This is a genomic window from Bradyrhizobium sp. Ken64 (assembly GCF_055807555.1).
In genome coordinates this window covers 242991-256797 of sequence record NZ_JBVVPA010000004.1, presented here as the reverse complement: position 1 = coordinate 256797, position 13807 = coordinate 242991, and the positions used below count along the sequence as shown (strand labels likewise).

At 64.2% G+C, this 13807-nt stretch carries 15 protein-coding genes; 11 read left to right on the top strand and 4 right to left on the bottom strand.

Translation table 11 applies throughout. From position 1 onward, the window contains the following. The first annotated feature begins 59 nt into the window (after window positions 1-59). The 6 genes from AC0L2F_RS09350 (at window position 60) to AC0L2F_RS09325 (ending at window position 6504) form a co-directional block, all read left to right on the top strand. Window positions 60-902, top strand: coding sequence for a fumarylacetoacetate hydrolase family protein (locus AC0L2F_RS09350; RefSeq protein WP_063994615.1), 843 nt, complete (start codon window positions 60-62; stop codon window positions 900-902). A gap of 183 nt (window positions 903-1085) precedes the next feature. After that, window positions 1086-1697 (top strand): glutathione S-transferase family protein, encoded by a 612-nt coding sequence (locus AC0L2F_RS09345; RefSeq protein ID WP_007605217.1) that lies wholly within the window; start codon window positions 1086-1088, stop codon window positions 1695-1697. A gap of 15 nt (window positions 1698-1712) precedes the next feature. Further along, entirely contained in the window at window positions 1713-2582 is an 870-nt protein-coding gene (locus AC0L2F_RS09340) for an MBL fold metallo-hydrolase (protein ID WP_473248196.1), read from the top strand. Between the two features lie 25 nt (window positions 2583-2607). Continuing rightward, the gene (locus tag AC0L2F_RS09335) at window positions 2608-3759 is read left to right on the top strand and encodes an alpha/beta hydrolase (RefSeq protein WP_473248195.1); all 1152 of its coding nucleotides are present in this window, start codon (window positions 2608-2610) and stop codon (window positions 3757-3759) included. A gap of 62 nt (window positions 3760-3821) precedes the next feature. After that, window positions 3822-4793 carry an iron exporter MbfA gene (mbfA, locus tag AC0L2F_RS09330; protein ID WP_007605213.1) on the top strand — a complete coding sequence of 324 codons (972 nt, stop codon included), beginning with the start codon at window positions 3822-3824 and terminating at the stop codon, window positions 4791-4793. 238 nt (window positions 4794-5031) lie between these two features. After that, entirely contained in the window at window positions 5032-6504 is a 1473-nt protein-coding gene (locus AC0L2F_RS09325) for an amidase (protein ID WP_473248194.1), read from the top strand. A gap of 141 nt (window positions 6505-6645) precedes the next feature. Here AC0L2F_RS09325 and AC0L2F_RS09320 read toward each other — a convergent pair whose 3' ends face one another. Beyond that, window positions 6646-7128: a CinA family protein gene (locus AC0L2F_RS09320; RefSeq protein ID WP_473248193.1), complete on the bottom strand. Its 483-nt coding sequence runs from the start codon at window positions 7126-7128 to the stop codon at window positions 6646-6648. Window positions 7129-7291: 163 nt separating this feature from the next. On the opposite strand from AC0L2F_RS09320, the gene AC0L2F_RS09315 reads away from it, so the two are divergent. From AC0L2F_RS09315 to AC0L2F_RS09305, 3 genes are read left to right on the top strand one after another with little or no spacing between them, the layout of a single operon-like run. Further along, window positions 7292-8350, top strand: a complete 1059-nt coding sequence (locus AC0L2F_RS09315; protein WP_063994609.1) for an amidohydrolase family protein — start codon at window positions 7292-7294, stop codon at window positions 8348-8350. A gap of 23 nt (window positions 8351-8373) precedes the next feature. After that, complete coding sequence (locus AC0L2F_RS09310; protein ID WP_473248192.1) at window positions 8374-9483, top strand: amidohydrolase family protein; 1110 nt, start codon at window positions 8374-8376, stop codon at window positions 9481-9483. Further along, the gene (locus tag AC0L2F_RS09305; RefSeq protein ID WP_473248191.1) at window positions 9483-9896 is read left to right on the top strand and encodes a Rieske (2Fe-2S) protein; all 414 of its coding nucleotides are present in this window, start codon (window positions 9483-9485) and stop codon (window positions 9894-9896) included. Before AC0L2F_RS09310 ends, AC0L2F_RS09305 begins: the two co-directional genes overlap by 1 nt. Before the next feature lie 37 nt (window positions 9897-9933). Here AC0L2F_RS09305 and AC0L2F_RS09300 read toward each other — a convergent pair whose 3' ends face one another. After that, entirely contained in the window at window positions 9934-10833 is a 900-nt protein-coding gene (locus AC0L2F_RS09300; protein WP_473248190.1) for a transcriptional regulator GcvA, read from the bottom strand. Between the two features lie 110 nt (window positions 10834-10943). Between AC0L2F_RS09300 and AC0L2F_RS09295 the strand changes: the two genes are divergently transcribed. Beyond that, window positions 10944-11147: a DUF1127 domain-containing protein gene (locus AC0L2F_RS09295; RefSeq protein WP_473248189.1), complete on the top strand. Its 204-nt coding sequence runs from the start codon at window positions 10944-10946 to the stop codon at window positions 11145-11147. Window positions 11148-11225: 78 nt separating this feature from the next. Continuing rightward, complete coding sequence (locus AC0L2F_RS09290; protein WP_063994607.1) at window positions 11226-11849, top strand: GNAT family N-acetyltransferase; 624 nt, start codon at window positions 11226-11228, stop codon at window positions 11847-11849. A gap of 142 nt (window positions 11850-11991) precedes the next feature. Here the strand turns inward: AC0L2F_RS09290 and AC0L2F_RS09285 are convergent, their stop codons facing one another. Beyond that, window positions 11992-12822: an enoyl-CoA hydratase gene (locus tag AC0L2F_RS09285; RefSeq protein ID WP_473248188.1), complete on the bottom strand. Its 831-nt coding sequence runs from the start codon at window positions 12820-12822 to the stop codon at window positions 11992-11994. Window positions 12823-12945: 123 nt separating this feature from the next. Next, entirely contained in the window at window positions 12946-13647 is a 702-nt protein-coding gene (locus AC0L2F_RS09280; protein WP_473248187.1) for an SDR family NAD(P)-dependent oxidoreductase, read from the bottom strand. Window positions 13648-13807: the final 160 nt, after the last annotated feature.

Sequence of the window (13807 nt, the reverse complement as noted above, 5' to 3'; positions counted from 1 at the left end):
CCGCCGCCCTGTTCCATGAAGCTGTTTAACCGATCGGTCCATTCCAGGGAGAAACGAGAATGAAGCTTGTTCGTTATGGCGAGAAGGGTGCGGAAAAGCCCGGCCTGATCGACAAATCCGGCCAGTTGCGCGACCTGTCGGCGCATGTGAAGGACCTGACCGGCGAGGCCTATTCGCCCGAGAGCCTGAAGAAGCTGGCGGCGCTCGATCCCGCCTCGCTGCCCGCCGTCTCCGGCAAGCCGCGGTTCGGCGCCCCCGTCACCGGCATGTCGAAATTCGTGGCGATCGGCCTCAACTACAGCGACCACGCCAAGGAGACCGGCGCGGAGATCCCGAGCGAGCCGATCATTTTCATGAAGGCCAACACCTCGCTGTCCGGCCCGAACGACGCCGTCGAGAAGCCGCGCGGCTCGACCAAGCTGGACTGGGAAGTCGAGATCGCCGCGATCATCGGCACGCGCGCAAAATACGTCTCGGAAGCCGACGCGCTCAACCATGTCGCCGGTTACTGCGTCTGCAACGACGTCTCCGAGCGCGCCTTCCAGATCGAGCGCCTGGGTCAGTGGACCAAGGGCAAGTCGCACGACACGTTCGGCCCGCTCGGCCCCTGGCTTGCCACCAAGGACGAGATCAAGGACGTGCAGAACCTGCCGATGTGGCTCGACGTCAACGGCCAGCGCCGTCAGACCGGCTCGACCAAAACCATGATCTTCTCGATGGCCAAGTGCATTTCCTATGTCTCGCAGTTCATGACGCTGCTGCCGGGCGACATCATCACGACGGGCACCCCGCCCGGCGTCGGCCTCGGCATGAAGCCGCCGACCTTCCTCAATGTCGGCGACATCATCACGCTCGGCATCGAGGGTCTCGGCGAGCAGCGCCAGGAGATCGTCGCGGCGTAAGCCGCGGCCCTCATCCTGAGGAGCGCGCAACGCGCGCGTCTCGAAGGATGTGCCAAGATCACGGTCGCCCGACGTTCACGCCGGGTGACGAGAGAGCGCCTCCCGTTGCCATCCTTCGAGACGCACGCCAAGCGGCGCGCTCCTCAGGATGAGGACTGTGTGTCTGGATAAAGGTTATTTCCCATGAAGCTCACCTTCTCCCCCGCCTCGCCCTTTGCCCGCAAGGTGCGCATCGCCGCGATCGAGCTCGGGCTGATCGACAAGATCGAGTTCACGCCGGCAGCCGTCGCGCCCGGCACGGCCAATGAGGACTATTCGAAGATCACGCCGCTGAAGAAGCTGCCGGTGCTGATCACCAATGACGGCGATGTCATCCTGGACTCCTACGTCATCGTCGAATACCTCAACGAGATGGCCGGCGGCAGCCTGATCCCCGACTACGGTCCGCGGCGCTGGAAGGCCAAGACCAATCATGCCCTGATCAACGGCATGCTCGATTCCATGCTGCTGTGCCGCTACGAGAAGATGGTGCGGCCGCAGGGCCTGCAATGGCAGGCGTGGTCGGACGACCATTGGAACCGGGCCTGGACCGGCATGGCGCGCTTCGAGAACATGCCTGAAGTGCTGAGCGGCCCGTTCGACATCTCGCAGATCGGCCTCGTCTGCGTGCTCGGCTATGCCGACTTCCGCTTCGCCGATTGCGGCTGGCGCAAGGCCTATCCGAAGCTCGACGCCTTCCACCAGAAGATGCTGGAGCGGCCCTCGGTGAAGATCTCGGTGCCGCCCGCGGCTTAACTCTTCGGAGTTCTCATGAGTTTGAAATACGCGGTCGGCGATCTCACCATCCATCGCATCATCGAGCAGGAAACCTCGTTCGTGCCGGCACTGGAGATGTTGCCGGGGCTGACACCGGAGCTGCTGGCCGAGAACCGGGCGTGGATGAGGGAGGCGAAAGCCCTGGATGACGGCGACACATTGATGCTGTGCTTCCAGTCCTATGTGATCAAGACGCCGCATCACACCATTCTGGTCGACAGCTGCATCGGCAACGACAAGCCGCGGCCGCAGCGTCCGAAATGGAACATGAAGACCGACGACACCTATCTGAGCGGGCTCGCCGCCGCAGGTTTCTCAGTCAACGACATCGATTTCGTGATGTGCACGCATCTGCATGTCGATCACGTCGGCTGGAACACGCGGCTGGAGAACGGCCGCTGGGTGCCGACCTTCCCGAAAGCGCGCTACGTCTTCGCCAAGCAGGAATTCGACCACTGGACCGAGCAGAACGCGAAGGCGGAGGTGCCGCCCTTCGCCGACAGCGTGCTGCCGGTGGTCGAGGCCAAGCGCCACGAACTCGTCGGCAACGATCACCAAATCGGCGATCACGTTCGTATTCTGCCGACGCCGGGCCACACGCCGGGCCATATCGCCATCACGATGGGCCACGGCAAGGACGACGCCGTGTTCTCCGGCGACCTCATGCACTCGCCGATCCAGACGCTCTATCCGGAGTTGTCGGTCAAGTTCGACCTCGATCAGGCCAAGGCGGCAACGACGCGCCGCAGCTTCCTGGAACGCTATTGCGACACCGACACGCTGTGCTGCACCGCGCATTTCCCCTCGCCGTCGGTGGGGAAGATCCGGCGCAAGGGCAGCGGCTTCGTCTGCGCGGCGGTGTAGCGATTCCACCGAGTGGAGAGACACGATGACAGCGCTCCCCGAGATCCCGCTCCCCGCCGGCATTCGCTCACGCTATGTCGACGACATCAACGGCCTGCGCATGCACGTGCTGGAGGCCGGCTTCGAGACCAAGGGGCGGCCCTGCATCCTGCTGCTGCACGGCTTTCCCGAGCTCGCCTTCTCCTGGCGCAAGGTGATGCCGGCGCTCAGCTCGGCCGGCTATCACGTGATCGCACCGGACCAGCGCGGCTATGGCCGGACGACGGGATGGAGCGCGGAGTACGACGGCGACCTCGCGCCGTTTTCGCTCTTCAACCTGGTGCGGGATGCGCTCGGGCTGGTGTCGGCGTTCGGCTACAGGCAGGTCGATGTGGTCGGACATGATTTCGGCAGTCCGGTCGCCGCCTGGTGCGCGCTGATGCGGCCTGACGTGTTTCGTTCGGTGGCGATGATGAGCGCGCCGTTCGGCGGAGCGCCGCCGCTGCCGTTCAACACGATCGACACACCGGCAAAGCCACCGGCCGAAGACCCCGTGCATCGCGAGCTCGCCGCCTTACCGCGTCCGCGCAAACATTATCAATGGTACTATGCGACACGCCCGGCCAATGCCGATATGCACCGCGCACCCCAGGGCGTGCATGATTTCCTGCGCGCCTATTATCATCACAAGAGCGCGGACTGGACCGACAACAAGCCATATCCGCTGAAATCGTGGTCGGCGAACGAGTTGGCGAAGCTGCCGACCTATTATGTGATGGACCTGAACGAGACCATGGCCGAGACGGTCGCGAAAGAGATGCCCTCGCCGGCCGCGATCGCCGCCAACCAATGGCTGCCCGATCGCGAGCTCGCCTACTACAGCGCCGAATATGGCCGCACCGGATTCCAGGGCGGCCTGCAATGGTATCGCTGCGGCACATCGGGTGCATTCAACAGCCAGCTCCAATTGTTGGCCGGCCGCAATATCGACGTCCCCTCCTGCTTCATCTCGGGCAAGCAGGATTGGGGCACCTATCAGCGTCCCGGCGTGTTCGAGGCCATGCAGGCGCGAACCTGTATGAAGCTGCTCGGCTGCCACCTTGTCGACGGCGCCGGTCACTGGGTGCAGCAGGAGCAGCCGGCCGAGGTGAGCCGCCTGCTGCTCGATTTCCTGGCGAAGAGCCGCGGCGTGATTTGACCCGGGAACTTCGGCGCCCTATATAGTTTAGAATTATTCTAAACTAATCAGACAGGGCCGCCGTGAAGAATTTTGCCGATCTCACCGAGCGCGAGGTGCTTGCGGTCGCGATCTCCTCCGAGGAGGAGGACAGCCGCATCTATATGAGCTTCGCCGAGGACCTGAAGGAGCGCTATCCCGACTCCGCCAAGATCTTCGAGCAGATGGCCGAGGAAGAGCGCGGCCATCGTCACATGCTGCTGGAAATGTACGAGCAGCGCTTCGGTCCGCATTTGCCCCCGATCCGCCGCGAGGACGTTAAAGGATTCCTGCGCCGTCGTCCGGTCTGGCTCACCAAAAACCTGCCGCTCGACACCGTCCGCAGGGAAGTCGAGACAATGGAATTGCAGGCCGAGCGCTTTTACGTGAAGGCCGCCGAGCAGGCGCAGGATGTCGGCGTGCGCCGCCTGCTCGGCGATCTGGCCGAAGCCGAGAAAGGCCACGAAGAGGTGGCGGCGAAGCTGACGGACCAGATCCTGAGTTCAGACGTGCGCGCCGAGGAAGACCGCACCAACCGGCGCATGTTCGTGTTGCAGTATGTGCAGCCAGGTCTCGCCGGCCTGATGGACGGCTCGGTTTCGACGCTGGCGCCGCTGTTTGCGGCTGCCTTCGCCACGCATCAGAACTGGCAAACGTTTCTGGTTGGCCTCGCCGCCTCGATCGGCGCCGGCATCAGCATGGGTTTTGCGGAGGCGCTGTCGGACGACGGTTCGCTGACCGGTCGCGGTTCGCCCTGGCTGCGCGGTCTCACCTGCGGCTTGATGACGACGCTCGGCGGGCTTGGGCACACCCTGCCCTATCTCGTGCCCGATCGCTGGGCCAACGCATTCTGGATCGCGACCGGAATCGCCGGAATTGTCGTGTTCTTCGAATTGTGGGCAATCGCCTTCATCCGCGCGCGCTACATGGATACGCCGTTCCTTCAGGCCGTGTTCCAGATCGTGCTCGGCGGCGCGATCGTGCTGGCGGTGGGGATATTGATCGGAGCCGCGTAGGCCCTCACTCTCGGTGTCATGCCCCGCGAAGGCGGGCATCCAGTACGCCGCGGCCTCTCCGTGTCCGATCGGCCCCGCTGGAATACTGGATCGCCCGGTCAAGCCGGGCGATGACTGCGAGTGGTTGCTTGGCTCGCCGCGTTCCGCCTTGCTCACACATCAATCGCGATCAAGCGGCGGTTGCGATGCTGGGCCAAACTGCGCATCATCGTTCGACAATAAGAACAGGAGATGCGCCATGGCCAAATCCGAATGGAGCTTCAAGAGCGCGGTCGAGCTGTCGGCCGCGTTGACCGCGAAGAAGGTCTCGTCGGTCGAGCTCACGCAGGATGCGATCGACCGCATCGAACGGCACGACGGCAAGGTCAACGCGATCTGTGTGCGGGATTTCGACCGTGCGCTGGGCGCCGCGGGCGAGGCGGACGCCGCATTGGCGCGCGGCGAGCGCAAGCCGCTGCTCGGCCTGCCGATGACGATCAAGGAATCCTTCAACATCGCCGGCCTGCCGACGACCTGGGGATTCGTGCCGCAGAAGGATTTCAAGCCCGCTGAGGACGCCCTGGCGGTCACGCGTATCAGGCAGGCCGGCGGGGTCATCCTCGGCAAGACTAACGTGCCGGTGGGACTGGGCGACTGGCAGAGCTACAACGACATCTATGGCACCACGAACAACCCCTATGATCTCGGCCGCACACCGGGTGGATCCTCCGGAGGATCGTCGGCAGCCCTCGCCGCGGGCTATTGCGCGCTCGCGACCGGCTCCGACATCGGAGGCTCCCTGCGTGTGCCCGCTTTTCATTGCGGCATCTTCGCCCACAAGCCGACCATCAATCTCTGCCCCGCGCGCGGCGAGACCCCGCCGCCGTTTCCAGCAATTCCGCGCGAGGGCGACCTCGCCGTCATCGGTCCGATGGCACGCACGGCAGCAGATCTGTCCTTGCTGCTCGACGTCATGGCCGGACCGGACCCGCTGGACGCCGGTGTCGCCTACAAGCTCGACTTGCCCGTTGCGCGGCATCAATCATTGCGGGACTTTCGTGTCCTGATGATCGACAGCCACCCGCTGCTGCCAACCGACCGGGACGTCCGTGGCGCGATCGATAGGCTCGCCACCGATCTGTCGAAGGCCAGCGTGACGATCGCCCGCGAGAGCGTCCAGTTCGTGGACTTCGCGGAGACGTCGCGGCTCTACATGCGCATGCTGCTGAGCTTTCTCGGCGCATTCTTCCCGCCGGAGGAGTTTGCGGATTCACAGACCCGGGCGAGTCAGCTTGCGCCCGAGGATCGCAGCCTCAGTGCGGAGCGGCTGCGCGGCATCACCGCGAGCCACCGCGCCTGGGTACTCGACGCTGGCGCCCGAGCTGGCCTGCGCGCGCAATGGCGCGCGCTGTTCAAAAGCTTCGACGCGGTGATCTGCCCGATCCTGCCGACGCCGGCCTTTCCGCATGACCATTCGCCGCAGCAGGACCTGCGACTCATCAGCATCGACGGCAAGGACTATCCATATTCGGATCAGCTCGCCTGGCCCGGCCTTGCGACGCTTCCCGGCCTGCCGGCAACGGCCGTTCCGCTCGGCCTGTCGAAGGACGGCCTGCCGGTCGGCGTGCAAATCATCGGGCCCTTCCTCGAGGACCGCACACCGCTGAAGCTCGCCGAGCTGATCGAACGCGAGTTCGGCGGGTTCGTGCCGCCGCCCCTATTCAATGACTAGTCCTTCGCGTCATTGCGAGGAGCACTTGCGACGAAGATTCCAGAAATCCGCCCGCGGCAACAGTCTGGATTGCTTCGCTTCGCTCGCAATGACGGGCAAAACAACTACTGGATCTGGCGCGATGCTTCGCACGCCGCGAGGTCACCGCTCCAGATTCTTCAGCAGCAATTTCAGCGCTGTCGTTGCAAACATCTGCATATTGGCGAAGCGATCGTTGCCGCCCGTCTCCAGCGTCATCACCTCGACTGCGGGCCCGGCGACCGCCATGCAGCTGTGGCCCGCCGCATCGCCATAGCGATTACCAGTGGGACCGGCGGCGCCGGTCTCGGACAGACCCCAATCGCAATTGAAGCGGCTGCGCATCCGCTCGGCCAGCAATTGAGCGTAGGGCTCCGACGAAGAACGAAAGCCCTTCATTCCTTCGTCCGAAATATCCATCAGCACGCGCCTGGCATCGCGGGTGTAGACCACGGCGCCGCCGAGGAAATAGGCCGACGCGCCGGGCACCGCGAGAAGGCTGGCCGAGATCAGGCCGCCGGTCGAGGATTCCGCCACGGCAATGGTCTGTTTGCGCGCGATCAATTTCGCTGCGACCTGTTCCGCAATGCCGACGAGCTCTTTCATGTCCTGTACCTCTGATCCTCGCAACCGAGCTGTGCCTTCCTAGCATATGGCAGCGCCGTTGGCCGAGTTGCGGACGACGGGCAGGCCTGCTTCAATGGCAGGCGCAAGACAGCGCGGGCAAGCGCTGCGCAAACCGCAAGAGGAAACGTAAAAGGGAGACGTCATGGCGTCCCTGATCGCCGGCGGGGTGGATTGCGATGTGCATCCGGCCGTGCCGCATCTGACCAGCCTGCTGCCGTACCTGAACGACTATTGGCGCGATCAGGTGACGACGCGCGGCATGGTCGATCTCATCTCGCAATCCTACCCGCAGAACTCGCCGATCGCGGCGCGGCCCGATTGGCGCCCCGAAAGCGGCAAGCCGGGCGAGAGCCTTGCGGACATGCAGCGCCATGTGCTCGATCCCTTTCAGCTCTCCCATGCCATCTGCAATCCGCTCTATGGCGTGCAGATGGTGTTTTCCGAGGATCTGCAGGCCGCGTTCTGCCGCGCACTGAATGACTGGCTCGTGAAGGAATGGCTCGATCGCGATCAGCGGCTGCGCGGCTCGATCGTGATCCCCACCCAAAGCGTCGAGAAGGCGGTCGCCGAGATCGAGCGCTGTGCGACCGACCGCCGCTTCGTGCAGGTGCTGATGCTGGTGATGGGCGATACGCCGCTCGGCAAGCGCGCGCTCTGGCCGATCTACGAGGCGGCGGAACGGCTGGACCTGCCGATCGGCATTCATGCGGGTTCCGCCTATCACAATCCGCCGACCGCCGTGGGCTGGGGTTCCTACCACATCGAGGATTATGCCGGTCAGGCCCAGGCGTTCCAGACCCAGCTCACCAGCCTGATCGTCGAGGGCGTGTTCGCCAAATATCCGCTGCTGAAGATGGTGATGCTGGAGTCCGGAGTGTCCTGGATCTCCCCCTTTCTGTGGCGCCTGCACAAGTTCTGGCGTGGGGTGCGGATGGAGACGCCGTGGGTTGATCGCGCGCCGCTGGAGATTGTGCGCAGCAACATCCGCTTCTCGTTACAGCCATTCGATGCGCCGCCCGACGAGGCGACATTAATTCGCCTGTTTGATCATATGCAGTCGGACGAATTGGTCCTATTCTCCACCGACTATCCGCACTGGCAGTTCGATGGCCAGGAGGCGCTGCCCGCAGGTCTCACCCCCGATCTCGTGCGCAAGATCATGATCGATAATCCGCATGCGACCTATCCCCGCCTGACTTAGCCGCTGCCAAAGGAGGCAAGGCGATGAATATTCAGTTCCGCGAAAGCTCCGAAGCCGCTTCCCCCCTGGCCGTCAAAACCGCGATCGCGGACTGCGACATCCATCCGGCACGCGCGACCCGCGCCGAGCTCTATCCTTACCTCGCCAAACGCTGGCAGCATCATCTCGAGGTCTACGGCGTCCATGCCTATCAGGGCATGATGGAAGGTCCGCCCTATCCGAAGGCCCAGCCCAACGCCTCGCGCCGCGACGCCTATCCGCCGGAAGGCGGGCCGCAGGGCTCCTCGCTGTCCTTCATGCAGAAGCAACTGCTCGATCCCAACAACGTGCAGCTCGGCGTGCTCAATCCGCTCAACACCGGGCAAGGCATCCGCAACCACGAGCTTTCGGCCGCCTTGTGCTCGGCGATCAACGACTGGCAGATCGACAAATGGACCAGCAAGGACAAGCGGCTGAAGGCGTCCATCGTCGTCGGCAATGAGGACGGGCTGTCGGCCGCAGCCGAAATCCGCGAGCGCGCCGGCGACAAGAATTTCGTGCAGGTGCTGCTGCTCAGCCGCAATGTCGAGCCGCTCGGCCAGCGTCGCTACTGGCCGATCTATCAGGCCGCGGAAGAGGCCGGCCTTCCCGTCGGCGTCCACGCCTTCGGCTTCGGCGGCAACCCGATCACGCCGTCGGGCTGGCCCTCCTATTACATCGAGGAGATGGTCGGCCATTCGCAGTGCCAGCAATCGGCGCTCGCGAGCCTCGTGCTGGAGGGCGTGTTCGAGCGCTTCCCGAAGTTAAAGATGGTGATGATCGAGGCCGGCTTCGGCTGGGCACCGTCGCTGGCGTGGCGGCTCGACAAGGTCTGGCAGCGGCTGCGCAGCGAGGTGCCGCATGTCAAACGGCCGCCGTCCGAATATATCCGCGAGCAGGTGTGGTGGACGACGCAGCCGATGGAGGATCCGGAGCGGCGCGAGGATCTGTTCGACGTCATCAAATGGATCGGCTGGGACCGGCTGCTGTTCGCGACCGACTACCCGCATTGGGATTACGACGAGCCGTCGCGTGTGCTGCCCGCGGGCGTCAGCGACGATGACCGCGAGGCCTTCTATCTGGGCAATGCGAAGAAGCTCTACGGGATCGGTTGATGGCGCGGCATGTGATTGCCGCGGTCGATGAGCTTCCGCCCGGCACGCGAAAATTTATGGAGATCGACGGACGGCCCATCGCAATCTTCAACATCAAGGGTGAATATTTCGGCCTGATGAACCGCTGCCCGCATCAGGGCGCGGCGCTGTGCGAGGGACCGCTGATCGGGCTCGCGCAATCGACGGATCCGGGCGAGATCGAATACACCAAGCTCGGCGAGATCATTCGCTGCCCCTGGCATGGCTGGGAGTTCGACATCCGAACCGGCCAGTCCTATTGCGACCCCCGTCGCTTCCGGGTGAAGGCCTACCCGGCCCATGTCGAGCCGGGTGCGAGCGTGGTGAAGGGGCCCTACGTTGCCGAGACGATTGCGGTGAAAGTCGAGAGCGATTACGTCGTGGTGGACCTGTAGCGAGAAGCAGGTGGCGCTGACATGCGCCGGCACGATCTCAGGCTTTATTCTGCGTTGCAGCGATCATCCAGTCGCGGAATGCGGCGAGCTTCGGCGCCTCGCGGCGACCCTCCGGCGCGACCAGGTAGAAGCCGGCATCGGCCGGCAGCGCGATCTTGAAGGGGACCACGAGTCGCCCCTTGGCGATGTCGTCCTGGACGTAGGAGGTCCGCCCCATCGCCACGCCGATGCCGTCGATCGCGGCCTGGATGGTCATGAAGATCATGTCGAAGGTGATGCCGGGCTGCCTGGCGATGTCGGCCGGCAGACCCGCCGCCGTCAACCACAGCCGCCAGTCGTCGCTGTTGGCGTTGGAGGTGTGCAGCAGCATGTGGCTCTTGAGATCCTCGGGACAGCGCAACGGCTTGTCACCGCGCAAGAGAGACGGGCTGCAGACCGGAAACAGCTCGTCCGCCATCAGCCAGTCGGCGCGCAGACCCGGCCATTGGCCGCGGCCGTAGCGGATCGCGGCATCGACATTGTCGCGCTGGAAGTCGACCAGGCCGGTCGAGGTGGTGATGCGGACGTCGATGCCGGGATGGTGCTCCTGGAAATCGGTCAGCCGCGGCAGCAGCCATTTTGCGGCAAGCGAAGCCAGCGTCGAGACCGTCAGCACCTTGTCGTCGTCCTTGCGCAGTAGCCGGTCGGTGGCGAGGCGGAGGTCGTTGAAGGCGGCACGGACGCCCGGCAAATAGTCGCGCGCCTCGGCCGTCAATGCCAGCGCACGGTTCTGCCGGACGAACAGGCGGATGCCGAGTTCCTCTTCGAGCCTGCGGATCTGATGGCTGATCGCGGTCTGGGTCACGTTCAGCTCGGACGCGGCCAGCGTGAAACTCAGATGGCGCGCGGCGGCCTCAAAGGCCCGCAATCCGTTCAGGGAGGGCAATCTGGCAGTCATCTGGCAGCAGGATACATGACGTTATTTCATGCGAAAGAGTACAAATTGTCGTTTGTCGCAGCGCATCAGCAGGCAGATATTAGCGGTCAAGTTAGCTCAAGGAGCTGAAAATGTCTACTTTGACCCAGAATTCGATGACAAATCATCATGCGCCCGGCCTGATCCACCAGATCGGCGAGACCCTTCACGTCTGGCACGAGCGCTACCGGAGCCGCCGGGAGCTTACCAACTGGTCCGCGCGTGACCTTCAGGACGTCGGGCTGTCCTGGAGCGATGTGGCCTACGAGGCCGACAAACCCTTCTGGCGGGCCTGATTGGCCGCCAGGCCGGCGCCGCCTGACTGTGGGGCGCCGGCGGTCCCTTTTCCCTTTGGTCCCCTTGGGGCGCGTGTCATGAGCATCCTTCGCCCGGAAGATCTGAAGCAATATTCGGACACGCTGCGCACCCGACAGGGCGAGGCGCTGGGCGTTCGTTTCGTGGAGCCGCGCGACACCGAGGAGCTCCAGCACTATTTTCGCTCGCTCTCGACCCGCTCCCGCTACAACCGCTTCTTCGGGGCGATCAGCGAACTGCCGCAGGGCCTGCTGCACGAATTCCTCCAGGTCGGCGAGCGCGAACGTTTTACCGTGGTCGCGACCATGATGGTCGACGGCTTCGAGACCATCGTCGCCGAAGCGCGCTACGCGCTGCATGCCGAAACCGCGACGCTTGAATTCGGCCTGTCGGTTGCCGACCGCTGGCAGGGCCACGGCATCGCCACCGTGCTCATGAAAAATCTCGAATGCCGCGCCGCCGCGCTTGGCGCCGACCACATGTTCGGCGACACGCTGCGCTCCAACGCGGCCATGATCTCGCTCGCGCGCAAATCGAGCTTCGCCTTCGTCAATCATCCGGACGACTGGAAGCTGGTGCGCTTCGACAAGGAGATCTCGGTCGCACCGAAAGACATTCCCTGCGCGAGCTGGCGCCTCGTCGCCCTTTCCCGTCAGGCCGATAGCCCCTCAGCCTCGGCCTGACACCACTCGAACCCGGCTCTGGTCAAACGAGCCGGGTTCTTTTTTATTCTTCGTAGCCCGGATGGAGCGAAGCGCAATCCGGGATTCGGGCCGCAGTTGAAGCGTCCCGGATTTCGCTTCGCTCCATCCGGGCTACAGGTCCCTACTTCCCCGTGAACACCGCCTTGCGTTTCTCGATGAAGGCCTGCACCGCTTCCTTGTGATCGGCGGTCGTGGTCAGGCGCACCAGACGTTCGGCTTCGTGGTCGCGCGCGGTCTCGAAATCGAACAGCAGGGCCTCGTCGAGATTGTCCTTCATGTAGCGCAGCGCAAGGCGCGGACCCTCGGCCAGGGACTTCGCCAGTGCAAAGGCCTCGGCCTGTAATTTGTCGTCGGGCACCACGCGATTGACGAGGCCGATGGCCTCGCACCTGACGGCATCGACCCGATCGCCGGTGAACAGCAGCTCGCGCGCCCGCGCGGTGCCGACGAGGCGCGTCAACAGCCACGCGATGCCATAATCGCCGCTGAGCGCAATGCGCGCATAGCCGGTGGCCACGAAGGCCGATTGCGCGGCGATGCGGATGTCGCAGGCCATGGCGATGGCGAGCCCCGCGCCGACCGCCGGCCCCGGCAGCGCGGCGATGGTCGGCTTGCGCACCGACACCAGCGCGCCGGTGAGCAGTCGCTGCCGCTCCTGGAGATCGGCGATGCGATCTTCCAGCGACATCTCCAGCTTCTTCGGGTCGCGATGCGCGCCCATGCCCTTGACGTTGCCGCCGGCGCAGAACGCTTCGCCCGCGCCGGTGATCAGCAGCGCGCCGACATCGGGGTTCTCGCCGCAGGTGCGGATCTTCGTACGTAGCGCCGGGGTCAGCGCGTCCGACAGCGAGTTGCGCGCCTCAGGCCGGTTCAGCGTGATCAAAGCGACGCGATCGCGGATCACGCAGAGGAGTTCACTGGTGCCGGTATCGATGATGGTTTCCGTGGTCATGCCGCTCCCTCTGTTTCGTCATTGCGAGGAGCGAAGCGACGAAGCAATCCAGCCTTTTTCAGTGGAGGCATTTCTGGATTGCTTCGCTTCGCTCGCAATGACGGTCGTTGTGAATTTATCGCCTCAAAACTTCTCCACCCAGGGCCGCAGCTCCAGCTCCCAGCTCCAGGCGCTGCGCGGCTGCTGCAGCACGTTCCAGTAGCTCTCCGCAATGGCATCGGGATCGAGCATCGAATCCGGCTTCTCCGGCGCTTCCGTGCGCGCTGCGCTCCTGATGCCGCCATCGATCACGAAATGCGCGACATGGATGCCTTGCGGCGACAATTCGCGCGCCATGCTCTGCGCCAGCCCGCGCAGTGCGAACTTGCCCATCGCGAACGGCGCGGACTGCGCATAGCCCTTGACGCTTGCCGAAGCGCCGGTGAACAGGATCGCGCCGTGCTGGTTCGGCAGCATGCGCCTGGCCGCTTGCTGCGCCACCAGGAAGCCGCCATAGGCGCTGACCGCAATGGCGTTCGCCACGTCGGCCGGAACGAGATCGACGAACGGCCCGCGCGCCCGGCCGCTGGCGTTGTAGACGACCAAATCGGGCGTGCCGATCTCGCGTTCGACCAGGCCGAACAGGCGCTCGACCTCCTCAGGCTCGGTGGCGTTGCAGGCATAGGCCTTGGCGCCGGTCTCGCTGCAGAGCGCGCCAAGCTTCTCGATTTTTCGCGCGGCCAGTGCGACGCGGATGCCCTGGGCGGACAACAGCCGCGCCAGCGAGGCGCTCAGGCCTTCGCCGGCGCCGACGATGAGGGCAATTTTGTATTTGGGGTGTTCCATGACGTGATCTCTCGAAGACGGGAAGCCGCTGATCTATGCACGGTCCGCGCGGACAACCACCCGGGACGATCACAATTCCGCAGGGCCAATTGCTCCCTCACGGCGATCATGCCTCCCTGACAATTTGCGGCTTTATCCGCTTTCGCGACTGGAGCATGAT